This is a genomic window from Cystobacter fuscus, from assembly GCF_044360685.1.
Classification (GTDB): domain Bacteria; phylum Myxococcota; class Myxococcia; order Myxococcales; family Myxococcaceae; genus Cystobacter; species Cystobacter fuscus_C.
Genome location: NZ_CP043491.1, coordinates 1,519,875 through 1,542,348, shown reverse-complemented (window position 1 = coordinate 1,542,348; position 22,474 = coordinate 1,519,875). Strand labels below are relative to the sequence as shown.

At 69.8% G+C, this 22,474-nt stretch carries 17 protein-coding genes; 10 read left to right on the top strand and 7 right to left on the bottom strand.

Annotated features, from left to right (window positions below):
* Position 1 precedes the first annotated feature (1 nt).
* Positions 2 to 370: a hypothetical protein gene (locus F0U63_RS06415; protein ID WP_395844758.1), complete on the bottom strand. Its 369-nt coding sequence runs from the start codon at positions 368 to 370 to the stop codon at positions 2 to 4.
* Positions 371 to 415: 45 nt separating this feature from the next.
* Here F0U63_RS06415 and F0U63_RS06410 point away from each other — a divergent pair, with 45 nt between their 5' ends.
* Both F0U63_RS06410 and F0U63_RS06405 read left to right on the top strand, forming a co-directional pair.
* The gene (locus tag F0U63_RS06410) at positions 416 to 1,198 is read left to right on the top strand and encodes a hypothetical protein (protein WP_395844756.1); all 783 of its coding nucleotides are present in this window, start codon (positions 416 to 418) and stop codon (positions 1,196 to 1,198) included.
* Between the two features lie 127 nt (positions 1,199 to 1,325).
* A complete protein-coding gene (locus F0U63_RS06405; RefSeq protein WP_395844754.1) occupies positions 1,326 to 2,672 on the top strand; it encodes a PQQ-dependent sugar dehydrogenase in 1,347 nt (448 codons plus the stop codon).
* Between the two features lie 35 nt (positions 2,673 to 2,707).
* Here F0U63_RS06405 and F0U63_RS06400 read toward each other — a convergent pair whose 3' ends face one another.
* Together F0U63_RS06400 and F0U63_RS06395 are read right to left on the bottom strand one after the other, a co-directional pair.
* On the bottom strand, positions 2,708 to 3,598 hold the full coding sequence (locus tag F0U63_RS06400; RefSeq protein WP_395844752.1) for an EamA family transporter: 891 nt from the start codon (positions 3,596 to 3,598) through the stop codon (positions 2,708 to 2,710).
* 39 nt (positions 3,599 to 3,637) lie between these two features.
* Entirely contained in the window at positions 3,638 to 4,945 is a 1,308-nt protein-coding gene (locus tag F0U63_RS06395) for a PQQ-dependent sugar dehydrogenase (RefSeq protein ID WP_395844750.1), read from the bottom strand.
* Between the two features lie 162 nt (positions 4,946 to 5,107).
* Between F0U63_RS06395 and F0U63_RS06390 the strand changes: the two genes are divergently transcribed.
* Complete coding sequence (locus tag F0U63_RS06390) at positions 5,108 to 6,487, top strand: cytochrome P450 (RefSeq protein ID WP_395844748.1); 1,380 nt, start codon at positions 5,108 to 5,110, stop codon at positions 6,485 to 6,487.
* Positions 6,488 to 6,496: 9 nt separating this feature from the next.
* On the opposite strand, the gene F0U63_RS06385 is transcribed toward F0U63_RS06390, so the two are convergent.
* Positions 6,497 to 10,819 carry a DEAD/DEAH box helicase gene (locus tag F0U63_RS06385; RefSeq protein WP_395844746.1) on the bottom strand — a complete coding sequence of 1,441 codons (4,323 nt, stop codon included), beginning with the start codon at positions 10,817 to 10,819 and terminating at the stop codon, positions 6,497 to 6,499.
* A gap of 214 nt (positions 10,820 to 11,033) precedes the next feature.
* Between F0U63_RS06385 and F0U63_RS06380 the strand changes: the two genes are divergently transcribed.
* Complete coding sequence (locus F0U63_RS06380) at positions 11,034 to 11,759, top strand: PAS domain-containing protein (RefSeq protein ID WP_395844744.1); 726 nt, start codon at positions 11,034 to 11,036, stop codon at positions 11,757 to 11,759.
* A gap of 13 nt (positions 11,760 to 11,772) precedes the next feature.
* Here the strand turns inward: F0U63_RS06380 and F0U63_RS06375 are convergent, their stop codons facing one another.
* Together F0U63_RS06375 and F0U63_RS06370 are read right to left on the bottom strand one after the other, a co-directional pair.
* The gene (locus F0U63_RS06375; RefSeq protein ID WP_395848327.1) at positions 11,773 to 12,375 is read right to left on the bottom strand and encodes a DUF2378 family protein; all 603 of its coding nucleotides are present in this window, start codon (positions 12,373 to 12,375) and stop codon (positions 11,773 to 11,775) included.
* Between the two features lie 124 nt (positions 12,376 to 12,499).
* Positions 12,500 to 13,582, bottom strand: a complete 1,083-nt coding sequence (locus F0U63_RS06370) for a Rieske 2Fe-2S domain-containing protein (RefSeq protein ID WP_395844742.1) — start codon at positions 13,580 to 13,582, stop codon at positions 12,500 to 12,502.
* A 112-nt stretch (positions 13,583 to 13,694) separates the two neighbouring features.
* Between F0U63_RS06370 and F0U63_RS06365 the strand changes: the two genes are divergently transcribed.
* From F0U63_RS06365 to F0U63_RS06355, 3 genes are all read left to right on the top strand, one after another.
* Positions 13,695 to 15,023: an erythromycin esterase family protein gene (locus tag F0U63_RS06365; protein WP_395844740.1), complete on the top strand. Its 1,329-nt coding sequence runs from the start codon at positions 13,695 to 13,697 to the stop codon at positions 15,021 to 15,023.
* Between the two features lie 37 nt (positions 15,024 to 15,060).
* On the top strand, positions 15,061 to 17,655 hold the full coding sequence (locus F0U63_RS06360) for a putative metal-binding motif-containing protein (RefSeq protein WP_395844738.1): 2,595 nt from the start codon (positions 15,061 to 15,063) through the stop codon (positions 17,653 to 17,655).
* Between the two features lie 154 nt (positions 17,656 to 17,809).
* Positions 17,810 to 18,607 carry an S-adenosyl-l-methionine hydroxide adenosyltransferase family protein gene (locus tag F0U63_RS06355; RefSeq protein WP_395844736.1) on the top strand — a complete coding sequence of 266 codons (798 nt, stop codon included), beginning with the start codon at positions 17,810 to 17,812 and terminating at the stop codon, positions 18,605 to 18,607.
* 6 nt (positions 18,608 to 18,613) lie between these two features.
* Here the strand turns inward: F0U63_RS06355 and F0U63_RS06350 are convergent, their stop codons facing one another.
* On the bottom strand, positions 18,614 to 19,525 hold the full coding sequence (locus tag F0U63_RS06350; RefSeq protein WP_395844734.1) for a hypothetical protein: 912 nt from the start codon (positions 19,523 to 19,525) through the stop codon (positions 18,614 to 18,616).
* 305 nt (positions 19,526 to 19,830) lie between these two features.
* Here F0U63_RS06350 and F0U63_RS06345 point away from each other — a divergent pair, with 305 nt between their 5' ends.
* Genes F0U63_RS06345 through F0U63_RS06335 form a run of 3 tightly spaced genes read left to right on the top strand, consistent with a single transcriptional unit; the run spans position 19,831 to position 22,414 of the window.
* A complete protein-coding gene (locus tag F0U63_RS06345; protein ID WP_395844732.1) occupies positions 19,831 to 20,013 on the top strand; it encodes a hypothetical protein in 183 nt (60 codons plus the stop codon).
* An 8-nt stretch (positions 20,014 to 20,021) separates the two neighbouring features.
* The gene (locus F0U63_RS06340) at positions 20,022 to 20,480 is read left to right on the top strand and encodes a response regulator (protein ID WP_395844730.1); all 459 of its coding nucleotides are present in this window, start codon (positions 20,022 to 20,024) and stop codon (positions 20,478 to 20,480) included.
* A complete protein-coding gene (locus tag F0U63_RS06335; RefSeq protein WP_395844728.1) occupies positions 20,477 to 22,414 on the top strand; it encodes a response regulator in 1,938 nt (645 codons plus the stop codon). Before F0U63_RS06340 ends, F0U63_RS06335 begins: the two co-directional genes overlap by 4 nt.
* The last annotated feature ends 60 nt before the right edge of the window (positions 22,415 to 22,474 follow it).

Sequence of the window (22,474 nt, the reverse complement as noted above, 5' to 3'; positions counted from 1 at the left end):
GCTACAGGGACTCCACCGCCCGGACTCTCTCCTCCGCGGCCGGCGCACGGCACTTCTCGAGCAACTGCTTCTTCTCGAGGGCATTGCTCGTGCGCCACTCGGGCAGCTCCGAGGCGACACAGGTGGGCTTCACTGGCTCGTCGTCGGTCTCGGCCGTCACCACCCGGGAGCCGGGCCCGCCGGAGTTCTCCAGCTCCATCTCCACCAACATGCCACGGAGGGTCTCCGCCTCCTCGCGGCCCGTCATCAGATCGAGTCCATTCCACGTGCCGCCGGCGAGCACCTCCTCCTCGCAGCGCGGCACCCAGGCCGGATCCTGCGTGCTGCACACCACGTGACCATCGAGCGTGGGTTTGCCGAACAGCTCCACCTGAGAGACGCTGCTGGCCGAGTGCCCCCATGCTACGGAGGGCCGATGCCAAGCTGGATGCGGACCGTCGCCCTGTGGGTGCTGCTCATCGTGCTGTACGTCGCCTTCTACGCCTTCTTCCGGCAACCCGGCGAGCCGCTGCCGGACCTGTCGGGCTGGATTCCCGTGGCCCTCCTGGTGGGAGGTGCCGTCGTGGTCGGCGTCGTGCTCGGCAATCGGGTCCAGAAGGGCTGGCGCTTGAACGCGGAGGGCAGTGATCTGCTCTCCCGCGGGCGCATCGCCGCCGCGCTCGAGAAGTTCGAGCTCGCGCGTCCCCTGCTCAAGAAGCAGGGACAGGGCGTCATCCCCTTCAACGTCGGCGTGTGCCACCTCGGACTGTGGCATCTGGACGCCGCCGAGCGGGACTTCACCACCGCCGGGGACATCAAGGAGCTGCCCGCCTCCATCCGCAAGCACATCCCCGTGCGGCTCGCCCTGATCTCCGCGCTCCAGGGCGCCCTGGGCGTCGCGGACAAGCGGCTCGCGGAGGCCAGGGCCCTGGACGCCGAGGATCCCCTCCTCATCGTCACCCAGGCCGTCATCGCCTGCCGGCGCGAGGACTGGGCCCAGGCCCGCGCGCTGCTCGAAGGGCCCGCCACCCACGTGCTCGGCGGCCCCATGCGCGGACTGCGCGACGCCCTCCTCTCCTGGAGCGTGGAGAAGCTCTCCGGCGAGCGCCGCTACGTGGACCCCATCACCGTGTTCGGCGAGGCCTCGACCGACAAGCTGCGCGAGTCCTGGCCCGCCCTCGTGAACTTCCTCCTGGAGCGCGCCCGCCAGGCAGCTTGATGGCGAAACGTGTCACCTCGGGTTATTTGACCAGCAAGGAGGCATACCATCGTGCCCCCGCATGGACGCTGAACCCGCATCGTTCACCGCCCCTGTACCGACCCAACACCGCCGTGGAGAGAGTCACATGCGAACCCTGTCGATGACCTTCCTCATCGCCGCCCTTCTGTCGGGCTGCAATGACCAGCCCCCCGACAACACGGGTGGCACGCCGCCAACCCCCGAGGACGCGGGCACCACGCCGCAGGAGCCCACCGACGCGGGCACCACCACCGACGCGGGCACCACGCCGCAGGAGCCCACCGACGCGGGCGTCCCGCCGGAGGAACCCCTTCCCAGCGGACCTCCGGTGCCGACGGGTCCCGCCAACGTGCCCGAGTTCGACCCGGCCTTCCCCCAGCAGACGCGCGCTCCGGAAGTCAAGTCGAAGACGGCCGTCCAGGTCACCGAGGTGGCCGCGGGCTTCAAGAACCCCTGGGCCATCGCCTTCCTGCCCGACCGGCGCATGCTGGTGACCGAGAAGCCCGGCGCCCTCTACATCGTCACGCCCCAGGGCGAGAAGTCCGCCGCCGTCGCGGGGCTGCCGCGCGTGGATGCCCGCAACCAGGGCGGTCTGCTCGACGTGGAGGTCGGTCCCGACTACGCCCAGAGCGGCCTCATCTACTGGACCTATTACGAGCCGCGCGAGGGCGGCAATGGCCTGGCGGTGGCGCGCGCGAAGCTCGTGGACGGTGAGAAGCCGCGCGTGGAGAACGTGCAGGTCATCTTCCGCATGTTCCCCACGCTCGAGTCGACCCTGCACGCGGGCGGACGGCTCGTGTTCACCCCCGACAACAAGCTGTTCGTCACGCTCGGCGAGCGCTCCATCCTCGAGGGCCGCAAGCAGGCGCAGGACGTGAAGAGCCACTTCGGCAAGGTGGTCCGCATCAACCCCGACGGCTCGGTGCCCCAGGACAACCCGTACTTGAGCAACAAGGAGGCCAAGCCGGAGATCTGGTCGGTGGGCCACCGCAACATCCTGTCGGCGGCGCTCGACAGCCAGAAGCGGCTGTGGATCGTGGAGATGGGGCCCAAGGGAGGTGACGAGCTCAACCGTCCCGAGGCGGGCAAGGACTATGGCTGGCCCACCATCGGCTACGGCGAGGAGTACTCGGGCGACCCCATCCACCAGAGCCCCCAGGCACCGGGCATGGAGCAGCCCGTGTACTACTGGGATCCGGTGATCGCCCCCTCGGGCATGACCATCTACTCCGGGGACCTCTTCCCCGAGTGGAAGAACAACGTCTTCATCGGCGGACTGGCCAGCCAGGCGCTGGTGCGGCTCATGATGAGGAATGACCTCGTGGTGGGCGAGGAGCGGCTGCTCACGGAGCGCAAGGAGCGCATCCGCGAGGTGGTCCAGGGTCCCGAGGGAGCGCTCTACCTGCTCACCGACGACACCAACGGCAAGCTGCTCAAGCTCACGCCGCGCTGACGCCCACGTCACCGTTCACGGCGCGCCCGAGCCGCTCAAGCCTCGACGGGCGGCGGAGGAGCGCGGCGCGCCGTGAGCGTGGACCCCGCGGAGGCGGCGCTCACCAGCACCACCGCGAGCCACTGCACCGGGGAGAGGTGCTCGTGCAGGAACACGAGCCCCATGAGGGTCGCCACCGCGGGCTCCAGGCTCATCAGGATGCCGAAGGTGCGGCTCGGCAGGACGCGCAACGCCATCAACTCCAGGGTGTAGGGCAGCGCGCCCGACAACAGCGCCACCCCCAGGCCCGCCGCGAGCAGCATTGGATTCAACTTCGCCACCACGCCGGACGCGAGGGAGAAGGGCAGGATCGCGAGGCTCGAGAACACCATTCCCACCGCGACCCCCGCCCCCCCGGGCAGCACCCGGGACAGCCGCCCGCCCAGCACGATGTAAGTCGCCCAGCACGCCCCCGCGAAGAGCGCGAGCAGCACGCCCACCGGATCGAGAGAGCCCGGGCTGGCACGCCAGGGGGTGATGAGGACGATGCCGAGCGCGGCGAGCACCACCCACAGGAAGTCCAGGGCCCGCCGCGACCCGGCGACCGCGAGCACGAGCGGACCGATGAACTCCAGCGTGACGCCCAGGCCGAGAGGGATGCGGGTCAGGGCCAGGTAGAAGCTGAGGTTCATCGTGCCGAGCACCAGGCCGTACGGAATGGCGGCGGTCCACTGGGCCCGGGTCAAGCGCGTGAAGGGGGGACGGAAGACCACGAGCAGAATGAGCGTGGCCAACACGACGCGCAGCCCCGCGGTCCCCGCCGCGCCGAGCACCGGGAACAAGCCCTTCGCGAGCGCCGCGCCCCCCTGGACACTCACGACGGCGAGCAACACCGCCGGAATCGGCGGCAGGGTCCAACCAGAACGGCCAGCGGGTGCCTCGAGCATGACCCGCCCCCTATCACAGCCTGGGGTCGCGCTCGATGCTCAGCGCGGCGTGAGCTTGAGCAGCCTGCCGTTGCTCGCATCGGTGAGCAGGTAGAGCGCGCCCTCGGGTCCCTGCACCACCTCGCGGATGCGTGCGTCCAGGTCCGTGAGCAGCCGCTCCTCGCCCACCACGCGGTCATCCTTCATGACGAGCCGCACCAACGCCTGGCTGGACAGACCGCCGATGAAGATGTTGTCGCGCCACTCGGGGAAGAGGTTCCCGGTGTAGATGGCCATGCCCGAGGGCGAAATCACTGGATCCCAGTAGTACACGGGCTGCTCCATGCCCAGGCCCTGGGTGCGCTGGTGGATGGGCGCCCCCGAGTACTCCTCACCGTAGCCGATGGTGGGCCAGCCGTAGTCCTTGCCCGCCTCCGGCCGGTTGAGCTCGTCCCCCCCACGTGGCCCCATCTCCACGATCCACAGCCGCTTCTGGCTGTCGAGCGCCGCCGACAGGATGTTGCGGTGGCCCAGGGACCAGATCTCCGGCCTGGCCCCCGCGGTCTTCACGAACGGGTTGTCCTGGGGCACCGAGCCGTCGGGGTTGATGCGGACCACCTTGCCGAAGTGGCTCTTGAGGTCCCGCGCCTGCTTGCGGCCCTCGAGGACGGAGCGCTCGCCGAGCGTGACGAACAGCTTGCCGTCGGGGGCGAACACGAGCCGTCCGCCCGCGTGCAGGGTGGACTCGAGCGTGGGCTGCATGCGGAAGATGACCTGCACGTTCTCCACGCGCGGCTTCTCACCGTCCACGAGCTTCGCGCGCGCCACCGCCAGACCGTTGCCGCCCTGGCGCGGCTCGTAATAGGCCCAATAGATGAGACCACTCTGGGCGTAGTCGGGACCGACCTCCACGTCGAGCAGACCGCCTTGCCCTCGGCCATCCACGCGCGGCAGGCCCGCGACGGCGGGGGATTTCGCCCCCTGGGACGTGACGATGTAGAGCGAGCCAGTGGGCTTCTCGGTCACCAGCATGCGCCGGTCGGGCAGGAAGGCGATGGCCCAGGGGTTCTTGAAGCCCGCGGCCACCTCGGTGACCTGGACGGCCGTCTTCGTCTGGACGGCCGGGGCGCGCGTCTGACCGGGGAAGGCCGGTTGGAACTCGGGCACGTTGGGGGGAGCCGTCTCGACCGGGGCGCCCTGGGGATTGGGCCCCACGCGCGGCACCGACTGCTGGCTGTCTCCCGCTCGCTCGGGAGCCAGATTCCCGCTCTGGTCCGAGCGTGGGCGGGCTCCCTGCTGGCCATGGGCCACCTGCCCCAAGCCAGGCAGGAGGACGGCGAGGACGACGGTCTTCACGAAGGTGCGCATGCGGCCTCTCCACGGGGGCACGAGGGATGGCGAAGCAGGACAAGGATGTGTCGCCCCCGGCAGGCAGAACAGCATGACGGGCAAGGCTCGCCGCCCTGCTCGCCGCGCGGCTGTCCTGGCATCGACAGAACCGAGGGCCGTGCCACCGTCTACACTCGCCCCATGACCGACACGTCCACGGCTCCACGCTCCCCAGAGCCCCGTATCCCCACCGGCCCCCGGGGCCTGCCCTTCATCGGCGTCGTTCGCGACGCCCAGAAGGACATCCTGGGCTGGTTCCTGCGGACGGCGGCCGAGCACGGGCCCGTGGCCCGGTACCGATTCGGCTTCGGGCGCTCCTACCTCGTGAGCCATCCGGACGGCATCAAGCACGTGCTGCAGGACAACGTGAAGAACTACACCAAGGACCACTTCAGCTACGCCATGGTCCGCCGCGTCGTCGGGGATGGACTGCTCACGAGCCAGGGCGACACGTGGATGAAGCAGCGCAGGCTCGCGCAGCCGGCCTTCCATCGGACCCGCATCACGGCCATGGCGGACCAGATGGTGCGCGCCACGGTGGAGCTGTCCGAGCAGTGGGCCGAGGCCCAGCGGACGGGAGAGCCCCGCTTCGGAGCGGTGGACATGATGTCGCTCACCCTGCGCATCGTCGGCGAGGCACTGCTGGGAACCGATGTCCGCGCGGACACCGAGGCCGTGGGTCACTCCTTCACCGTCATCACCGAACAGACCGTCGAGCGCTTCCGCTCGCTGCGATTCATCCCGCCCGTGCTGCCCACCGCCTATGACCGGGCCTTCCGCGACGCCAGCCGCTCCCTGCGGCAGGTGGTGACCCGGGTCATCGCCGAGCGCCGCGCCCACACGGAGGACCGGGGCGACCTGCTCTCCATGTTCATGCTCGCCCGGGACGAGGAGACCGGCGAGCGCATGGATGACACGCACCTGCAGGACGAGGTGCTCACCATGCTGCTCGCGGGCCATGAGACCACCGCCAACGCGCTCTCGTGGACCTGGGCCCTGCTCTCCCAGAACCCGGACGCGGAGCGCGCGCTGCACGCGGAGCTGGATGCGGTGCTCGGCGGCCGGCCGCCGACGGCGGAGGACGTGCCACGGCTCGTGTACACGCGCCGGGTGTTGGACGAGACGCTGCGCCTCTACCCCCCCGCCTACGCGCTGAGCCGCAAGGTGGTGGAGGACGACACCGTCTGCGGCTACCAGGTCCTCGGCGGGTCATCGCTCGACATGAGCGCGTACCTGACACACCGGCTGCCGGAGTTCTGGCCGGACCCCGAGCGCTTCGATCCGGACCGCTTCACGCCCGAGAAGGTCGCCGCGCGGCCGCGGTATGCCTACTTCCCGTTCCTCGGTGGCCCCCGGCAGTGCATCGGCAACAACTTCGCGCTGATGGAGGGGACGTTGATCCTCGCGACGCTCGCGCAGCACCATCGTCCGAGACTGGTGGAGGGCTACAAGCCGAGGCCCGAGCCCGTCATCACCCTGCGGCCCTCCGGCCACCTGCCCGTGCGCATCACCCCGCGCTGAGCGGCCCCCTCAGTTCGCCGACGCCACGCCACCCGCTTCCGCCTCGCCCTCGGCCTCCTCATCCCCATCGCCCTGGTCATCGAAGCCCTGGGGCACGCCGTCCACGTAGGTGACGACATTGCCCACCGTGGCGGGCACGCGAGGCCCCGGCGTCACCACACCCGTGAGGTTGAGCGGATCCACCGCGGAGATCTGCACGCGCACGCCCGCGGGCGCCTGCCGCCGGACCGCTCGCGCCACGTCCACCGCGTCGGGCAGGGCGAACTGCTCCCCCACGAAACCCGCCACGAAGCGGCCTCCGCGAATCTCCCCGCGCGCCTCCATGCGCCGGTACACGTAGAGCAGCTCGCGCCACGAGGGCGCCAGCGCCTCGCGCATCACCAGGTCGCGCCACACAATCCCGTAGCGCTGGAGGAAGAGCCGCGCGAGCGACTCGCGCACCTCGTCCTCGCCCTTGGGCTCCGAGGGCACCAGCAGGCTCCAGCGGCCCGGGCCTCCGCGCTGCAACTGCTTCTGCCGCTTGCGCTGGGCCGGGCTCTGCAACACCCGCAGGTTCTGCACCGCGTCCGCCGTGACGAGCCCCCGGGCGACGAGCTCCCACAGCGCGTCCTCCACCTCCGAGGGCAGCCGCCGCGAGCGCGAGCACAGGTCCGTGAAGAAGCACGCGCCGCGCTGCTCGAGCACCGTCACCACGTCCTTCGCCGGTCCGGACAGGTCCGGAGGGACGAGGATGCCGCCATCCGCCAGCACCGCGTTGGGCCGCGCCGCGGAGAGCATCCAGTCCAGGTCCTCGCGCCGCACGAAGGACAGGCTCGCGTTGCGGTTGGGCGACGCCGCCCGGGAGCGCACGGGCTCGGGCTCGACGGGAGTCGCGGGAGCCCCCCGGCGCGGGCCGGGCACGGGCTTCGCCTCCTTCTGCGTGAGCCGGCCCCAGGCCACCTCGCCCGAGTAGCACGCCCGCTCCAGCAGGTCGCCCAGGTAGTTCTTCATCCGCGCGGGCAGAAGGAAGCGCTCCCAGGCCGACGCGGGCGCCTCGTAGCCCTGCAACAGGCTGATGGCCTTGGACAGGCCCGTGGAGCCGCGCAGCGCGTCCAGTTCCTCCAGGTGGTGCCACCGGAAGAGGAAGCGCATGAAGTCCTGGGCGCTCAGCGGCTCGATCTCCTTGCGCAGCCGTCCCACCGTCAGCCGGTGGATGCGCTGCAACAGGCGCCGGTCACACCACTCCACCACGCCGGGCGGGGCATCGGGCCGGAAGCGGCCCCGGAGGATGCCTCCCGCGGCCTCGAGCTGGTGCAGCGCGATGTTCACCTCGGACTCGTCCAGGGAGAGGATCGCCCCCAGCTCCGCCGCCGTCGTGGGGCCCAGCAGCTCCATCCAGCCGCGCACCACCAGGGCCACCGCCGCATCGCGCTCCACCGGCTTGTCCCCGGGCAGCGGCTCCAGCGCGGGTTGCAGGAGCACGTCGGGGAACAGGGCACGCAGGGCACGCAGCCGCTCGGCGGGCACGAGGTAGCGCGCGTTCCCCACCTCCATCCACGCCACCCGCCGCTGCGCCATGAGGCTCTTGACGAAACTCCCCGGCACCCGCGCCTCGGGCAGGAGCACCAGTTGCAGGAGCGCGTCGTGCAGCTCGTCCTCGTCGCGCATGGGCGGGGCCGCGTCGCGCACCACCTGCTCGATGGCGCTCGCGTCCAGCGCGCCGAAGGCCGCCGAGTCCTCCGCGGGCAGCGTGCGGCGCAGCACCACGTTGCGCACCCGGCGCTCCTCGGCCGGCGCGTCGTCCAGGAAGGTGTAGGGCTGGCTGTTCACCATCTGGTGGGCGAACACGCTCGGCTCGGGCACGTCCCGGGCGACGAGCTGGATGCGGCCCTCCTTCATGCCCCGCAGCACCTCGCGCAGGCCGTCGATGTCCATGGCCTCGCGCAGACAGTCCTGCATCGTCTGATTCACGAGCGGATGGTCCGGCAGCTCCACGTCCGCGCCGCCGTGGTTGTCCTGGCACCCCACCTGCGCGGGGAACACCGCCGCGAGCAGATCCTCGCTCCGGGCGCGCTGGAGGTTGGGTGCCACGCGCTTGCCCGCGGAGAAGCGCGACAGGGACAGCGCCCGCGTCGCGTTCCACCGGAAGCGCGTGCCGAACAGCGGCGCCTGGAGCACCGCCTGCACCAGCACCTCCTCCACGTTGTCCGGGGTGAGGAAGGAGAAGATGTCCTCCAGGGGGAAGGAGTGCTGCTCGCCCAGGGAGAGCAACAAGCCGTCCTCGGTGGCCGCCGCCTGGAGCTCGAAGTCGAAGGTGCGGCAGAAGCGCTTGCGCAGCGCGAGCCCCCACGCCCGGTTGACGCGGCTGCCAAAGGGCGCATGGAGGATGAGCTGCATGCCGCCCGCCTCGTCGAAGAAGCGCTCGGCCACGATGGTGCGGTGGCTCGGCACCACGCCGAGCACCTGGAGCCCCGCGCGCAGGTACGCCATCAACGCGTCCACCGCGGGCGGCGTCAGCTTCAGCTCCTTCTCCAGGAAGCGCGCCGCGTCCGAGCGCTGGAGCAAGTCCTCGCGCAGCCGTCCCACGTGCACGCTCAGCTCGTCCGTGCGGCCCGGGGCCTCGCCCCGCCAGAAGGGCACCGTGGGCGGCTGGCCGTGCGCGTTCTCCACCATCACCGACGAGCCCATCACCCGTTGAATCCGCCACGCCGTCGTGCCCAGGAGGAAGATGTCCCCGGGCGAGGACTCCACCGCGAAGTCCTCGTCCAACGTGCCCACCGTCTTGCCCTCGGGCTCGGCCACCACGTTGAAGGTGAAGGTGTCCGGAATGGCGCCGCCATTGGTGAGCGCGGTGATGCGCACGCCCCGGCGCGCCTTGAGCCGCTGGTTCACCCGGTCCCGGTGCAGGTGCACGCCCGCGCGCCCGCGCCGCAGCGACACGCCCTCCGAGAGCGTCTCCAGCACCTTCTCGTACTCCTCCCAGGTGAGGTCGCGGTAGGGCCAGGCCCGGCGGAACAGGCCGTAGAGGGCACGCTCGTCCCACTCCTCACACGCGCACGCCGCCACCACCTGCTGCGCCAGCACGTCCAGGGGCTTCTCCGGCATGCGCACCGCGTCCAGATCCCCCTCGTACACGGCGTGCAGCAGCGCCACGCACTCCATCAACTCATCGCGCGTCATGGCGATGAGCACGCCCTTGGACACCCCGCCCTTGTAGTGGCCCGCGCGGCCCACCCGCTGCAACAGCACCGAGATGGAGCGCGTGCTGCCCAGTTGCACCACCAGGTCCACGTTGCCCACGTCGATGCCCAGCTCCAGCGACGCCGTGGCCACCATCACCGAGAGCTGGCCCGCCTTGAGCCGCTCCTCGGCCGACAGCCGCATCTCCCGCGACATGCTGCCGTGGTGCGCCGCCACCTTGTCCTGCCCCAGGCGCTCGGACAGGTCATGCGCCACGCGCTCGGCCAGCTTGCGCGTGTTCACGAAGACGAGCGTCGTGCGGTGCTCCCCCGCCAGCGCCACCAGCCGGTCATACACCTGGCCCCACATCTCGTGCGTGGCCAGCGAGCCCAGCTCCGCGTCGGGAATCTCCACCCGCAAATCCCACGGCCGCTGGTGCCCCACCTGCACCAGCCGGCACGTCTCGGCGCGCTCGCCCGTGAGGAAGGCGGCGATGGCCTCCAGCGGCTTCTGCGTCGCCGACAGGCCGATGAGCTGGGGGCGCACCTCGGTGATGGCCTTGAGCCGCTCGAGCGACAGGGCGAAGTGGCTGCCCCGCTTGTCACGCGCCAGGGCGTGGATCTCATCCACGATGACGGTGCGCACACCGCGCAGCGTGGCCCGCGCGCGATCCGCCGTGAGGTAGAGGTAGAGCGACTCGGGCGTGGTGATGAGGATGTGCGGAGGCCGGCGCACCATGCGCGCGCGATCCGCCGCGGACGTGTCCCCGGTGCGCACCTCCACCCTCAAGTCCTGGGGCGAATAGCCCGCTTCCCGCGCGCGCCGCAGCAGCTCCTCCAGCGGCTGGAGCAGGTTCTTCTGCACGTCGTTGCCCAGCGCCTTGAGGGGCGACACGTACAGCACCTGCGTGCGGTCCGGCAGCGCTCCCTCCAACGCCAGACGGAAGAGCCGATCCAACGCGGCGAGGAAGGCGGTGAGCGTCTTGCCGCTGCCGGTGGGCGCGGCGATGAGCACGTCCTCCCAGGCCTGGATGAGCGGCCAGCCCTCCACCTGGGGACGCGAGGGCTCGCCCAGCCGCTCGGAGAACCACGCCTGGACCACCGGGTGGAAGGAGCCAAGGGCCGGGTGCGCGGCCACGGTGGGAGTGAAGGCGAGGGCGATCTGTGGGGCCATGGGTGCTCCCTCGGGACTGAACATCGGTTGCGGTCGGGCGTCAACGCACGCCCCCCCTGGAGTCCCATCCCCGGACAAGGGTTGGACACGCGTTCGGTACGTTATGTCCGGCCTCGCACGACTGTTGTTTCGCCGCCATTCACTCGCGGTAGGAGACGCCGCGCGTCATGGGGAGCGGAAGGCCCGTGTTTACATGCGGAGAGAGGAGTTTCGCATGGTCTCCCCGAGCAGCCCCTACCTCCTGGAATCCCTCAACCCGGATGGGTTTCTCGCGCTCCGTCAGGAGGGGGAACCACACCCGGCTCCCGAGGACTTCCTGTGCGAGTACGCGAATCCGGTGGCCGAGGCGCTCCTGGAAGAGCACCTGCCCGGCAAGTGCCTGTTCGCCGCGCGTCCGGAACTCGCCCGGGCGGGGCTGGCCTGGGGGCAGGTGCTGGCCACGGGGGTGGCGCACACGTGTGTCCTGGAGACGCGGCGTGGGCAGGTGACACGACAGGTGCGGGCCCGGGCGGCGCGGGTGGAGAAGGGGCTGCTGGCGGTGTGGCTGACGGACGTGACGGAGTCGGAGCGCTTCGTCCGGGAGACGGCCTACTTCGAGGAGCGGATGCTCTCCTTCGTGGAGTGCATGCCGGACCCCTTCTTCGCGCTCGACGCGCAGTGCCGCTTCTTCTACGTCAATGGAGCCACGGAGCGGCTGCTGGGCAAGCGGCGCCAGGCACTCATGGGGCGCACCCTGGCGCAGGAGTACATCGAGGGGCCCGGCTCACGGCTGCGCGCCCAGGTGCGGCAGGTGCTGACCACGAGCCTTCCCGTGGACTTCGAGGAGTGCTTCCACGGCCTCGCCTTCCGGGCGACGGCGGTGCCCATGGGCCATGGCGTGCTCGTCTATCTGCGCGACGTCACGGACCTCAAGCGGGTGCGCGAGCGCGGCCACGGCTGAGGACCGGAGCCCCTCAGAGCCCCATGGAGCGGCTGGACACCGGGCGGGTGGCGGCGTGCGTCCAGGTGAGCCGGAAGGTGGCGGACGTGCCGTCGCAGGCCACCGGCTCCACCTGGATGTCCCCGGCTCCCGCGGCGCGCAGCGTCTCCGCGAGGAAGCCACAGGCGAAGTAGGGATTGTCCGCGACCATGTCCTTCATCCACAGCGTGGCGGCGTGGGTGCCCAGCTCCTCGACGCGGACCTCGTTGAAGTTGTTGCCGGCCCGGATGTTGTGCGGCACGCGCTCGAGCGTATGCCGGGGGCCCAGCCGCGTGACGAGCGACATGCTCGCGCGCCCCTGTGCCGTCAGCCGGAAGCCCTGCAGGTAGCGCTCGCCCAGGGAGGACCAGGCCTCGCGCTCGGACAGCCCCGGGAAGACGTCCTTGGCGGCCACCCGCAGGAACGCCTTCCACTGCTCCAGCGAGTACGACGGCCGCAGGGGCTCGCTCAGATCCAGGCCCGCGTCCTTGAGCCGGCGCCGCCCGTCCCGCGACAGGTGCGGCCCCAAGGCACGGATGAACAGCGCATCCACGGATTGCGCGAAGACGCGCTTTTCAGGCGAGAGCGAGGGCGGCATGTCCTCAGGGTGACCATTCACCCTGGCAAGCGGCCATCCCCGCCCCCCTGTTTCTGTGTGCTGGTGAAAAATCCGTCCGCCCTGGAGGCGAGACGAGTGTCCGTCACCCGACAGCCGCCCCGCGTCACACCTGCATTTTCAATCGGGTTTCTTGGACCTCCAATGAGCCGGGAGCCTGTTCGCGCCCGGCCTGACGCATGAGGCGGAGGATGGAGGGGCCGAGCACGTCGACCTCGGTGGAGGCGAAGGTCTCCGAGCCGAAGCGGCGGATGGTCTCCGTCTGGCGCTCGAGGATGCGGGCGTCCTGCTTGAAGATGTGGAGGGCGACGGGGGTGATGAAGGGCTTGATGAGCCAGTGCGGCAGGGGCAGGCGGAAGGTGACGACGGCGTACACCCAGGTGTCCCAGTCCTCGGCGGGCGTCATGGCCGAGGTGACCATCAGGTGGCTGTCCTTGCCCAGGCGGTACTCCACCTGGGCGATGGAGGGCATGAGGAAGCGGTCGAAGTGCTGCAACACCCCGCCGCCCGGAGCGAGCAGGCGGCCCACGAGCCCCTCGGGCCGGGGCTCGCCGATGTACTCGGCCTCCACCTGGTGGGCGCTCCGGCGCACCACCACGTCGATCTCATGGCGTTGCTTCTCGGTGCGGAACAGCCCGCCATGGAGGAACGAGGTGTGGGGCACGTCGAGCGTGTTCTCCAGCAGGGCATGGAGCGAGCCGCCGGCGCGCAGGGTGCGGCGCACGGTGCTGTAGCCCGGGGCGTCCAGCAGGGGGAAGCGGTAGGGCTCGTGCGAGGGCTCGACGCCGGGGGTGGAGTACACCCAGACGAAGCCCTCCTGCTCGCGCGTGGCGTGCCAGGTGGCGCAGCGGCTCTTCGCCTCGGGCTCGCCGATGAGGCCGGGGACGGCGCGGCACTGCCCCGAGGCGTCGAAGCGCCAGCCGTGGTAGCCGCACTGGAGCTGGCCCTGCACCACGCGGCCCAGGGACAGGGGCACGTTGCGGTGGGGACAGCGGTCCGCGAGCGCCGCGGGCTTGCCCTCAGCGGTGCGGAAGAGGACGAGCGGCGAGCCCTGCAGCGTGCGGGCGAGGGGCTTTTGGCCCAGCTCGCTCGAGGTGCAGAGGATGAACCAGCTATGGGGCAGGCGTACCACCGACACGAGCCCCGATGGCGCAGCCGACCCCCGCGCTTCCTCACGAGAAGAACCCATGGCGCGCAATCTAATGCGCTTGCCTGCCCACCAGGAGGGGATTGACCAGGAGGCACTCCGATCCCGGCCGCGAACCTGGGCGGACGGACCTCGGGAACCCACGTTCAAGGGTATGAAGACGACGCCCGAACTGATCGAGGGAGTGCGCGCCGCCGCCCTGGGACTCAAGGGCGAGGACACGGACTTCGATGCGCTCCTGGAGAGCATCGGGGACGCGCGCTTCGTGCTGCTGGGCGAGGCCACCCATGGCACGCATGAGTTCTACCAGGCGCGCGCCGTGCTCAGCCGCCGGCTCATCGCCGAGCGGGGCTTCAGCGCGGTGGCGGTGGAGGCGGACTGGCCGGACGCGCTGCGGCTCAATCAGTACGTCCGGGGCGAGCCCCGCGACAGCCGGGCGGAAGAGGCCCTGGACGACTTCCAGCGCTTTCCCCGGTGGATGTGGCGCAACGCCGAGATGCGAGCGTTCGTGGAATGGCTGCGCGCGCACAACGCCTCCCGGCCAGAGGGGGAGCGGGCGGGCCTGTATGGGTTGGACCTCTACAGCCTGCATGCCTCCATGCGCGAGGTGGTGCGCTACCTGGAAGCGCGCGACCCCGTGGCGGCGGCGCGCGCGAGGGACCGGTACGCGTGCTTCGACCGCTTCGGCGAGGATGCCCAGTCCTATGGGCACGCCACCACCTATGGCTACGCGGACACCTGCGAGCAGGAGGTGCTGGCGCAGTTGAGGGAGCTGCGCGAGCGCCGGGGGCGGGACGGAGCGCGTGAGGAAGACGCGCACTTCCACGCGGAGCAGAACGCCCGGCTGGTCCGGGACGCGGAGGCGTACTACCGGGCCATGTTCGCCGGGCGGGATGAGTCGTGGAACCTGCGCGACACGCACATGGCGGACACCGCGGATGCCCTGTCCGAGTACCTCGGCCGGCGCCGCGGGGAGCCCGCGCGCCTGGTCGTCTGGGCCCACAACTCGCACCTGGGCGATGCCCGCGCCACGCAGATGGGGGATCAGGGAGAGCTGAACCTGGGTCAGCTCCTGCGCGAGCGGCATGGCCGGAAGACGTTCAACGTGGGCTTCACCACCTACACGGGCACCGTCCTCGCCGCGCGCGAGTGGGACACCCCGGGCCGCAGGCGGCGGGTGAGGCCCGCGCTGCCGGGCAGCTACGAGGCGATCTTCCACGAGCTGGGCCTGCCGGCCTTCCTGTTGAGGATGGAGGACCTGGGCGAGGCGGGCTCCGCCCTGCGCGAGCGGCGGCTGGAGCGGGCCATTGGCGTCATCTACGCCCCCCACAGCGAACGCCACAGCCATTATTTTTTCGCGGATCTCCCCGCGCAGTTCGACGCGGTCCTGCACTACGACACCACGAGTGCCGTGCAACCGCTCGATCGGGATGCGGGCCACGAGGAGGAGGACGCGGCGGACACGTGGCCCACGGGGATGTAAAAGCTCTCCGCGAGGAGACTCCAGTAGAATGGGCCCCATGAACCGAGCAGTCCTCTTCCTGTTCTTCGTGCTCGCCGGCTGCAACCGGGGTGAAGCCGTGAAGGCCATCATCCAGATCGACCCCGCGCTGAAAGCGAGCTGCGTCGTCCTGGAAGTCCGCACCCCGGAGGGAGAACTCCGCACGGAATCCGCTCCCCTGCTCCGCCCGGAGGATCAAGTGCTGGAGCTGGCCGTCTTCCGCAAGGACCTCCCCGCGGACGTCCAGCTCCAGGCGCGTGCCCTCTGGGGAGGAGCGACGTGTGAGGACTCGCGGTTCTACAATGGGCGCGGCGAGCCGGTCGCCGTCCACTTCGAGCCAGGCACCCAGGACGTCCATCTGACCCTGTCACCGCCGAGCGCCGCCGAGGACGAGGATCGCGATGGCTTCGTCGCGGCCGAGCTGCGCGGGGCGGACTGCGATGACAAGGAGGCCAGGCGCCAGCCCCAGGCCCAGGAAGTGTGCGACGCGAGCGACGACCTCAATTGCAATGGCCAGCGCGGCTGTGAAGACGCCACCTGCTCGGGCAAGACGTGTAGCCGGGCCCCCACCTCGCTCGTCTTCACCTCGTCGGAGCTGACGACGATAGCGGGTCAGTGCTCGGCGCAGGTGACCGTGGAGCGCCGCGAGTCCGACGGGAAGCCCTCCTTCGCTGGCTTCCCCACGCCCATCACCCTGGCGAGCACGTTCGGCCCCGGCGTGACCTTCCACTCGGACCCAGGTTGCACCTCATCGCCCCCCTCCTCCATTTCCTCGGGCAAGAGCAGCGTCACCTTCTTCGTGCGCAGCACCACGGTCGGCCAGGGCCCGCTGAGCGCCAGCTCTTCCGCGGTGGCGCAGCAGGCGACCCTGACCCATACCCTGCGCCCCGGACCCGTGACGAAGTTCGCCTTCACCTCCCCGAACGCCACCGTGCAGGCGGGTGACTGTTCTGCTGTCTCGCTCGAATGGCGCGACGCGTTCGACAATCCCGCGCCCGTGACGCTCTCCAGCCTCAACCTCTCGCTCACGCCCACGCCCGCGAACGCCGAGGAGGCCGCGCTCTACCAGGATGCGGCTTGTACCCAGGTCCTCAACACCAGCACCCTGCCTCCAGCCGCCACCCTCTCCTTCTATTTCCGGGGCACCCGCGCGACCACGTTCACCCTCGCGGCCAAACTCAACGGCACGTCCCTGCAATCACAAGCAACCCGGCTCGTGAAACCCTTGCCCGCCGCCAGGCTCACCTTGTCACCCACGACCGGACAATCCATGTATGCCGGGCAGTGCTCCAGTCCGGTGAACATCCGCATCACGGACCCATACAACAACCTCTCGGCCCTCCCCGCGGGCCAGTTGCTCTCCCTGTCCACCACACAGGAGGCAAGCTTCGAGGTGTTCTGGGGGCCGGGGTGCGACCCTTCAAAGAAACTGGGCACGAACTTCGACCCGCAGGGAACCACGGAGGGGTCCATGTCTTTCAGGATCAAGACAGGTGGCTCGGTGGAGCTCAAGCTGAGCGGGGCCCCGGTGGGAGAGGCCAGGCAGACCCACACCATCGTCCCCGTGGTCCGGCGGGGCTCGTGCCAGATCGAGGAGGGGGCGAAGGAGAAGAGCTGCCTCATCAGCAGCACCACCAATACCTCGGTCGCGGTCACGCCGTCTCGCAGCTTCCTCGTCTTCCAGGCCACCACCAACAACGATCAGCCCGTCAACTCTTTCGTCCGCTGCTCGTTCTCGACCAACAACACCATCCTCTGCAAGCGCAATGGCACCACAGGGCCCGCGAACATCAACTGGCAGGTGGTGGAACGCCTCCAAGGACTGTCCGTCCAGCATTTCCCCGATTTTGAGTGCGCCACGAGCACTACCCGCCTCCCCACGGCGGTCGACCTGGCGAGCAGCTTCGTGCTCTTCAGTTCCTCCCAGGATGGGGAGGTCGTCGACAACAACGACTTCCCTTCGGTCAGGCTCTCCGGCGCTGGCAACAACATCAACCTCAACGCATTCCTGTTCCAAGACTGCAACTCGAACCAGGTCTTCTCCCTCCAGGTGGTCCAATTCACCGGCAGCCAGGTGCAGCGAGACATCACGGGAGCGATGCCCTCCAACAGTGGACTGCTGACAGTGGGCAACCTGCCCTCGGCCGAGCTCTCCCGGTCCATCGTACTGTCCACCTGGCAGGTCAGCACCAACGGCCAGGACATCTACAAACGGATGACTCGAGGGGAAATCGATTCAGCGAACACCACCCGCTTGCTCTTCCATCGCGGGGCCGGTACCGCGATCACCACCGGCGACATTCCCCAGATCTCCTGGGAACGCATCACCTTCCCCCCGGGCACACTCGTCCAGACGCACCCGTTGACGGCGAATGATGGCGCGGCGAGCACCAACGCCACCCTCGCCACGCCAGTGGATGCGACCCGGACGCTGCTGCTCACCAATTCCCAGGCTGGCGGACAGGGCGCGGGCGAGACCTCGTTCGCCACGAACGACATCCTGGGCACGGCCACCGGGAGACTGTCCCTGAACGGCAATCAGCTCTCGGTGACCAGGGACGCTCCCAACGGAACCACGAGCTGGACGGCCTACGCCATCCAGTTCGAGCCCTGAGCGGTCACGGCCCCCACCCGGGTGGGGCCAACGCCCCGCCCGGGGCCTGGTTCAGGGGCCTGCGTCGGGTCGGCGGATGCACATGTCGCCAACGAAGGTGATGTAGGCACAGAGGGGCAACCGGGGCCCGCAGTCCGTATATCTTCCCGGCATCATGCCTCCGCCCCTGATCAGCCTGCTCACCGACTTCGGCCTGACGGACACCTACGTGGGTCAGATGAAGGCGGCGATCCTCCGGGTCGCTCCCCACGCGCGTCTCGTGGATCTCACGCACGCGGTGCCCGCGCAGGACGTGAGGGCGGGCGCCTTCCTGCTGTGGAGCGCGGTGGAAGCCTTCGCCGAGGGCTCGCTGCACCTGGCGGTGGTGGATCCCGGCGTGGGCTCCACGCGGCGGGCCGTGGCCGTGAGAAGCCACCGGGGCGACGTGCTGGTGGGCCCGGACAACGGCCTGCTGGTGCCCGCGCTCCTGCTGCTCGGCGGACTGGCCGACGCCGTCGAGCTGACCGACCCCACCTGGTGGGGACCCCGGCGCTCGCGGACCTTTCATGGGAGGGATTTGTTCGCCCCCGTGGTGGGCCACCTCGCGGCGGGCGTGCCGCTCGAGCAGCTCGGCCGGCGCCTGGAGCGGCTGGAGACGCCCTTCACCTTCCCCGAGCCCCAGGAGGAAGGCGGAGGCGGCGCGCTCGTGGGCGAGGTGCTGCACGTGGATACCTACGGCAACCTCATCACCAATCTGCCCGTGGCGCGGCTGCCGGCCCGCTTCGACGTCCAGGTCGGCGACCGCCTCATCCCGGACGCGCCCCACGCCCACTATCAGGCCGTCGCTCCCGGGGCGCTCCTGTCCCTGGGAGGCAGCACGGGACTGCTGGAGGTGTCCGTGCGGGACGGCGACGCGGCGCGGGTGCTCGGCGTGGGCCGGGGCACCCGGGTGCGTGTCACCGCGCGCGGATAGCCCGCTCTAGCGCTTGGTGGGCTTCTTCTTCGGCGGGGTGGGCTTCTTCACCGGATTCTTCGTGGGCAGGTTCGGGCCGGAGGCGAGGTCGAACTCGTAGGTGCCGCCGAGCAGGAAGCGGAAGTTGTAGATGTCGGAGAGGTCCGGCGTCACCGCGATGCCCGCCACGGCCTCGAGCACCAGTCCCGGGAAGAGCTCGCGGCGCACCACGGGGATGATCTCCACCTGGTTGGCGTTGTTCGTCCACGTCGGGGTGATGGCGGGCTCGAAGTAGCGGCGGCCGATGACCTCCAGGCCCACCAGGGTCTGGTCGTTGATGTTGTACGTGCCCGCCACGGCGAGCTGCAGCGCGTCCGGAACGTCGAAGGGCTGCCGGGAGCCGCGATCGCGCGTCCCATGGTGGAGGTAGCTCGGGTTGAGCATGAAGCGCAGGTTCCTGGTCACCCGCAGCTCGGCGATGAACGTGCCCTCGATGTCCCACGTTCCGTCCGACAGCAGCGGCTGGATCGCGTCCTGGTCGCTCGGCCCGGTGGGGAAGGTGACGCGGCCGTAGGCGCCCAGCGCCAGGGGACCCGCTTCCAGGAAGGTCCACTGCAGGCCGAGCGGGATGTCACCGAAGGCCACCTGGAAGTTGCTCTCCCCGGGCGTGCCGATGCCCAGGACCTCGAAGTAGACGTTGGCCTCCACGTTGTCGACGATGCCCCAGCGGATGCTCGGGGAGACCTGGTGGTAGGGCAGCGACTTGCCCTGCTCGAGCGAGAAGAAGCCCTGGTAGCGCAAACCAAGCTCCAGGTTGCCCGGCCGGGTTGTCGACGCGGTGCGCGTCACCATGGCCCGGTAGGGCTTGGCCCACGCGGTGGCGGAGGAGAGGAGGCAGACAGCGGTGGTGAGAGCGAAGGAGAAGGACCTGGCGTTCATGCGGCGGGACCATAGTTCGGCGCCCGCGCTCGTGGCGCACGGAGTGAAGGGGTCGGAGGTGTGGTCTTGCCTGCTCCCCGAGCCCACTTCGTCCGCGGCGGCGGTCGCTGGCGCGTTTCCACCGTGAGCGGGCACTCGTCGGGGGCGCCCCTCCGCCCGGCCGTCCATGCCTCGAAATCAAGGCCCCAGTGCCCTCGTTGTCGAGCGCTATACAACCCTCCCCTTTGTGTCGCATATTGTTTCGAGGCGGCTTTCCAGGGGAGCCCGCACCACGTCCAGCCAGCGTTCGAGCGAGGACCTTCGCAGTGAGTGACACCACCGTCGAGGAGTTGCGCGAGGACCTCGAGGCGCCCCTCGAGCAGACCAGCGCGGCGGTGTCGCTCGAGCCGCTGCCCATGTTCGACGCGGCTCCCCGCCCAGATGCGCCAGCTCTCGCAGAAGCGGCCTTCCACATCACGCTGTCCCCGCGGCAGCCCTTGCACGGGTAGAAAGAGCCATGGAGCCCAAACGAGCTGTCACCATCCTGATGGCCGATGATGACCCGGATGACCGGGACTTCGCCCGCTCGGCCATGCAGGAGAGCCGGCTCGCCAACGAGCTGCGCTTCGTCGAGGACGGCGAGGAGCTCATCAACTACCTGCGCCGCCTCGGCCGCTACGCCAACCCCAAGGACTCCCCGCGGCCGGGGTTGATCCTCCTGGACCTGAACATGCCGCGCAAGGATGGCCGCGAGGCGCTCCGGGAGATCAAATCCGACCCGGTGCTCAAGAACATCCCCATCGTCGTGCTGACCACGTCCAAGGCCGAGGAGGACATCCTGCGCAGCTACAACCTCGGGGCCAACTGCTTCATCACCAAGCCGGTGACCTTCGATGGGCTCGTCGAGGTCGTGAAGGTGCTCAACCGGCACTGGCTGCAGATCGTCGAACTGCCTCCCGAAACAAGCTCCGAATGAGACGTGCGGCCGATGCACACGCCATCCGCGTCCTGCTCGTCGAGGACGATGAGGATGATTACGTCCTGACCCGGGACTGCCTGCGGCAATTGGGACCGCGGCGGGTGGAGCTCGAGTGGGTGGCGACCTGCGAGCGCGCCCTGGAGGAGCTGGCGTCCGGCAACCATGACGTGTGTCTGGCCGACTACCGGCTCGGCCCCATGACGGGGCTCGAGCTGCTCCAGCAGGCCCGGAGCAGGGGCTGGGAGGGCCCGTTCATCCTGTTGACCGGACAGGAGGACGACGACATCGACCATCAGGCCCAGCAGGCCGGGGCCACCGACTTCCTCGAGAAGTCCCAGCTCACCCCCACGCTCCTGGAGCGCTCCATCCGCTATGGGCTCCAGCACACGCGCACGCTGGAGGCCCTACGCCGCTCCCAGGAGAGCTTCCGCGAGCTCATCGAGCGGCTGCCCGACGGCGTCTGCGTGATGCACGACACGCGGCTCGTCTACATGAACCCCACCTACGTCCGTCTGCTGGGCTACTCGTCCCAGATGGAGCTGTTGGGCAAGACGCTGCTGGAGCTGGGCCTGAAGTTCCTCCGTCCGGAGGATTGGCTCCCGCTCCAGGCGGATGTGCAGCGCATGGAGTCCACCGGCGAGCCCATCCCGCCCCGGGAAGTCCTGCTGCTGGCGCGCGGGGGCGGCCGTGTTCCCGTGGATCTCTTCCATCTCCCCCTGATGTTCGACGGACAGCCCTCCCATGTGTGGATCGTCCGGGACCTGACCGAGCGCAAGCAGATGGAGGGACGGCTGCTGCGCGCGGATCGCATGGGCTCGCTCGGACTGCTCGCGGCGGGCGTCGCGCATGAGATCAACAACCCGCTCGCCTACACGATGGCCAACCTGGACCATCTGGAGAACCAGGTGCTGCCCCGGCTGGGCTTGTGCGCCACCGGGCGCAAGGAGGTCCAGGATCTGGTGGCGGACACCCGGCTCGGCATCACCCGGGTACGCGACATCGTGCGGCAGTTGAAGATGTTCTCGCGTGGGGACGAGGACGGGACACTGGCGCCCGTGGACGTGCACCGGGTGCTCGAGTCCTCCATCGACATGGCGGTGAACGAGCTCAAGCACCGCACGCGGCTGGTGCGCGACTACGGGGAGCCGGTCCAGGTCCAGGCGAAGGAAGGCCGGCTCGGGCAGGTGTTCCTCAACCTGCTGGTCAACGCGGCCCATGCCATTCCCGAGGGCAACGCGGCGGGCAACGAGGTGCGTGTCGTCACGCGGCGCGAGGGAGCGCGCGTGCGCATCGAGGTGCGTGACACCGGCGTGGGCATCTCCCCGGAGCACCTCGGGCGGATGTTCGAGCCGTTCTTCACCACCAAGCCCGTGGGCGTGGGCACCGGGCTCGGCCTGTCCATCTGCCACGACATCGTGACGAGCTTCGGCGGTCAGATGGGGGTGGAGAGCCGCGAGGGACACGGCAGCACCTTCTGGATCCTCCTCGACGCGCTCAGCCCCGAGGCCCGCGCGGAGGCACCGCAAGCGCCCGCCGAGGCGGCTCCCGCGCGCAGGGGCCGCGTGCTCGTCGTGGATGACGAGCCCATGATCGGCACGGCCATCCGCCGCACGCTCCAGAGGGACCATGAGGTGGTGACGCTGACGAGCGCGCGCGAGGCCTTCGCGCGGCTCATGAGCGGAGAGCGCTTCGACGTCATCCTGTGTGACGTGATGATGCCGGAGATGAGTGGGGTGGACCTGCACCAGCAGCTCGCGCAGCACCTGCCCGCGCTGGCCGATCAGCTCATCTTCCTGTCCGGAGGCGCCTTCACGCCCAAGGCCCGCGAGTTCCTCTCCCAGGTGGGCAACCGCCGGGTGGACAAGCCGTTCTCCGCCCGGGAGTTGAGGGACATGGTGCAGTCTGTACTGGCGCACGCCCCGGACGACTGAAGGCGCGGCGTGCCCTGGCGCCCACCCGGCGAGAAAACCCGCTCGGGGGACTGGCGCGCC

What these genes read in the sequence shown, in the direction of transcription:
- F0U63_RS06410 (WP_395844756.1), top strand. Translation starts at nt 416, where the DNA reads ATGCCAAGCTGGATGCGGACCGTCGCCCTGTGGGTGCTGCTCATCGTG.
- F0U63_RS06405 (WP_395844754.1), top strand. Translation starts at nt 1,326, where the DNA reads ATGCGAACCCTGTCGATGACCTTCCTCATCGCCGCCCTTCTGTCGGGC.
- F0U63_RS06400 (WP_395844752.1), bottom strand. Translation starts at nt 3,598, where the DNA reads ATGCTCGAGGCACCCGCTGGCCGTTCTGGTTGGACCCTGCCGCCGATT.
- F0U63_RS06395 (WP_395844750.1), bottom strand. Translation starts at nt 4,945, where the DNA reads ATGCGCACCTTCGTGAAGACCGTCGTCCTCGCCGTCCTCCTGCCTGGC.
- F0U63_RS06390 (WP_395844748.1), top strand. Translation starts at nt 5,108, where the DNA reads ATGACCGACACGTCCACGGCTCCACGCTCCCCAGAGCCCCGTATCCCC.
- F0U63_RS06385 (WP_395844746.1), bottom strand. Translation starts at nt 10,819, where the DNA reads ATGGCCCCACAGATCGCCCTCGCCTTCACTCCCACCGTGGCCGCGCAC.
- F0U63_RS06380 (WP_395844744.1), top strand. Translation starts at nt 11,034, where the DNA reads ATGGTCTCCCCGAGCAGCCCCTACCTCCTGGAATCCCTCAACCCGGAT.
- F0U63_RS06375 (WP_395848327.1), bottom strand. Translation starts at nt 12,375, where the DNA reads ATGCCGCCCTCGCTCTCGCCTGAAAAGCGCGTCTTCGCGCAATCCGTG.
- F0U63_RS06370 (WP_395844742.1), bottom strand. Translation starts at nt 13,582, where the DNA reads ATGGGTTCTTCTCGTGAGGAAGCGCGGGGGTCGGCTGCGCCATCGGGG.
- F0U63_RS06365 (WP_395844740.1), top strand. Translation starts at nt 13,695, where the DNA reads ATGAAGACGACGCCCGAACTGATCGAGGGAGTGCGCGCCGCCGCCCTG.
- F0U63_RS06360 (WP_395844738.1), top strand. Translation starts at nt 15,061, where the DNA reads ATGAACCGAGCAGTCCTCTTCCTGTTCTTCGTGCTCGCCGGCTGCAAC.
- F0U63_RS06355 (WP_395844736.1), top strand. Translation starts at nt 17,810, where the DNA reads ATGCCTCCGCCCCTGATCAGCCTGCTCACCGACTTCGGCCTGACGGAC.
- F0U63_RS06350 (WP_395844734.1), bottom strand. Translation starts at nt 19,525, where the DNA reads ATGAACGCCAGGTCCTTCTCCTTCGCTCTCACCACCGCTGTCTGCCTC.
- F0U63_RS06340 (WP_395844730.1), top strand. Translation starts at nt 20,022, where the DNA reads ATGGAGCCCAAACGAGCTGTCACCATCCTGATGGCCGATGATGACCCG.
- F0U63_RS06335 (WP_395844728.1), top strand. Translation starts at nt 20,477, where the DNA reads ATGAGACGTGCGGCCGATGCACACGCCATCCGCGTCCTGCTCGTCGAG.